Below are 3,104 nucleotides of genomic sequence, written 5' to 3'. Positions count from 1 at the left end.
GCAGATGGATTACGCCCTCATGGGCCAATATCAGCTTTCCCACTCCAGCAGCGGCCAGGTACATGGCCGCTGTCCCTCCCAATCCTCCGATGCCTGCAACCATAACAGTAGCCTGCTTTAGCCTGTTCTGACCTTCCACTCCCAGCAGCTTCAACTGGCGTCCGTATCTACTGTCTTCCAGCAGCTGTACCATTCGTCCACCCCTCCATGTGCGGCTCCCGCCTTTAAGTTATTCGGTCCGCAGGATCTTGACATCATATACGGTTGCTCTTCCTTACAGAAGGCTCATGATTCGGCTTTGCCGCTGCCCTCCTCAGCGTGCAGGATTTTGGCAAGCCACATGGGCGGATTACGAGCCAGCATATTCTGGAGACGCTGGACCTGCTCCTCAATGGTGCTACCGAAGGCCACCTTCACAGGCATAATGGTCCGTTTGGTAACCTGGGCGGCGGCCGAAGCGCCAATCTGTACCAGGAAGATCAAGGCACAATCCTCGATCAGGCCAATTCGACTGGCGATCTTGCCCGCCTCGTTCTCATTGCTCCCCAGGGCTATCCGCCGATGCTCCAGGAACTGGACGCCTGAGTGCCGGATTTCGAATACAGCGAACATGGGACTCTGCCCAAAATGAGCATTCACATGCACACCGTCTTCCGTCGCAAATGCAACCTTCATCCTCCTCTCCCCCTCTCGGCAAGCAATACATTACCCACCTTGTTCACCCATTCCATGGTTCCACGGTATCCGACGCTTACGGATGTGTGGGCGCCCAGCTCGTCATACACCGGCAAGCCTGCTGATACGAATGAGGCCCCGGCCCGTGCCGCTCCCTTTCTTCCATGTGAATTGCTGATCCACAAATCAACGCCCTGCGCGCTCTCCTCTGCATCATCCAGATCACCGATCCAGACTTCCCGTTCTGTCTTTTGCAGTGCGGGCGTGCTGCAGGGTGTAATTAGCCGCTTCAGTTCCACTCCCATCTCCTCCAGCCAGGCTGCGGTCGACAGCATATGATCCGGTTCTAGCGCCACTACAGCGGAAGCGCCGGAATAATAGAAATGGGCATCCAGCATGCTGTCCAACAGATTTTCACGCTGCCAGCGGAAGCGAACAGGGGCTGGCTCGCGGCTGATTTTCTGCAGAAAATGTATGAACGCATCGCTCGCGGCCAAGCCAGACAGACCCGTGAACAAGTGGTAGGGAATGCCTGCGGCATGAGTCAGCCTGCGCGCCGGACGCTCCATGCTCGCGCCAATGGCAATGGTGCTGGAAGACTCCAGCATCTGGCAGGCTGAATCCAGCGGAGTCCCCCCTCTCGTCAAAGGGGAAAAACCTGTCAGCAGGTGACCGGACAAGGAAGTGGAGATATCGGGAAGTGTGATAACCTCCAGGCCGAAGGAAGCGATAATATCCTTGATTTCCATGACATCTCCGGCAGTCAGATAAGAAGCCGGCAGCAGATTGACCTGCGTCCGGCGCTGTTTTTTGGGGGACTTGCCCCCGGCCAACCCGAGTACAGCATCCATTAGCGACTCTACTGTACTGCTGTAGCCCGTCTCCAGAGAACCGTGAAAATCAGGCAGCGATACAGAAAACAGCAGACTGTCCTTCAATGCCCGTTCTCGCTTGAACGCCTTTACCCTAGACTGAAAATCAACGCCTGCCACCTCGGTGAGGGCCGTGCTGATAACGCCGATGACATCTGGATGGTGTTTGGACCAGATATGATCCAGCGCCTCCTCCAGATTCCGGTCTGCATCAAATATAACGTCCATCTCTTGCAGCGCAGAGGTCTGAACGGCAATCGGCTCTCGAAAATGGCGAGTCAGCAGCGCCTTGGAGAAGGCCGAGCAGCCCTGAGCGCCGTGCAGCAAAGGCATTGAGCGATACATCCCCTGCAGAGCCAGCACGCCGCCCAGAGGCTGTCCTACCTTGAGCGGGTTGACACTGACAGGCTTCGTGGCGGATTTAATCGGCAAATTCCGTCTCCTCCTCCCATGGAGCTAATTTGGCGGTCAGCTCCCATACCGGATGCTGCAGCGTATGCACAAGCTGTTTCGCCAGAGATAACAGCCCGTCATAGCCCGCATAGGCTTTGTGCCGTTCTTGATTGATGTCCACAAAAGGAATCTGTTCCTTAAGCGCCATATACATGTTCCGGCCCCCGGCAATGACCATGTCTGCCTTGCGGCTCCGTACGGTCTTGAGAATCTGCCGGGCGCCGCCTTCCGGGATGTATTCCGCATCATCTCCGATACGGTCAGCAATCCGGGATACATCCTCGGCAGTACTCTTGTTCGTGCCTACACCAACTACCTTAATGCCCAGCTCCTGCAAAGCCGTAATGACAGACCAGCTTTTTACCCCCCCGGTATAGAGCACTGCCCGCTTTCCTTTCAGCTGCTTGCGGTAGGGCTCCAGCTCCAGCGATAGCCTCATTTCCTCCCGTGCGGCCAGCTTATCCACCCGTCGCTCTACATCACGATCTCCGGTCAGGTAAGCCATCTGCCGCAAGGAATAACTCGTCTCCTTTGCTCCATAAAATGAACCTTCAAAATAAGGAATGCCGTATTTACGCTCCATTTGGACTGCCAGGCCCAGCAAAGCCCGGCTGCATACGACCATATTGGCCTTGGCACGATGCGCCCATCCCACCTCACGGAACCGACCGTCCCCGGTAATTCGGGACAGGATACTCATTCCCGCCTGCTGCATCAGCCGCTCGATATGCCACATCTCGCCCGCAATATTGTATTCCCCAATGAGATTGATATCATGGGAGGTTGTCTGTTCCGGCTCGGTGCTGCCGATAATATGCTGGAACAGCACATCTCCGGCCAGCCGGGTCCCGAGATTCTTGCTGCCCACAAATCCCGGACTGTTCACCGGAATGATCGGCGTCCCCAGTCGCTCCGATTCAGCCTTGCAGACCCCCTCGATATCTTAACCGGTGAGGGCTGTGACACATGTTGTATAGACAAACACAGCGGGAGGAGCAAAGCGGCTGACAATGTAGCGAATCGATTCATGCAGCTTCTGTTCACTACCAAACATGATGTCCTGTTCTCCAAGATCAGTAGTGAAGCCATACGCCGACAGCTCCG

At 55.9% G+C, this 3,104-nt stretch carries 3 protein-coding genes and 1 pseudogene; all 4 read right to left on the bottom strand.

Features of this window, described 5'->3' with window-relative positions; translation table 11 throughout:
• Positions 1 to 193 (bottom strand): ThiF family adenylyltransferase (locus tag GRP75_RS22780; RefSeq protein ID WP_202404271.1); only part of this gene is annotated, 193 nt, incomplete at its 3' end.
• A 92-nt stretch (positions 194 to 285) separates the two neighbouring features.
• Complete coding sequence (locus tag GRP75_RS22775; protein WP_160790441.1) at positions 286 to 675, bottom strand: NifB/NifX family molybdenum-iron cluster-binding protein; 390 nt, start codon at positions 673 to 675, stop codon at positions 286 to 288.
• Complete coding sequence (gene nifN, locus GRP75_RS22770; RefSeq protein WP_160790440.1) at positions 672 to 1,979, bottom strand: nitrogenase iron-molybdenum cofactor biosynthesis protein NifN; 1,308 nt, start codon at positions 1,977 to 1,979, stop codon at positions 672 to 674. The genes GRP75_RS22775 and nifN overlap by 4 nt, the downstream gene beginning before the upstream one ends.
• Positions 1,969 to 3,099, bottom strand: a pseudogene (locus tag GRP75_RS22765) (nitrogenase component 1). The gene nifN and the pseudogene GRP75_RS22765 overlap by 11 nt, the downstream one beginning before the upstream one ends.
• Between the last annotated feature and the right edge of the window lie 5 nt (positions 3,100 to 3,104).

The sequence above is a fragment of the Paenibacillus sp. OT2-17 genome, assembly GCF_009827695.1.
GTDB lineage: Bacteria > Bacillota > Bacilli > Paenibacillales > Paenibacillaceae > Paenibacillus > Paenibacillus polymyxa_B.
The sequence above is the reverse complement of the archived record's forward strand: the minus strand, read 5'-3'. Positions and strand labels throughout refer to the sequence as shown.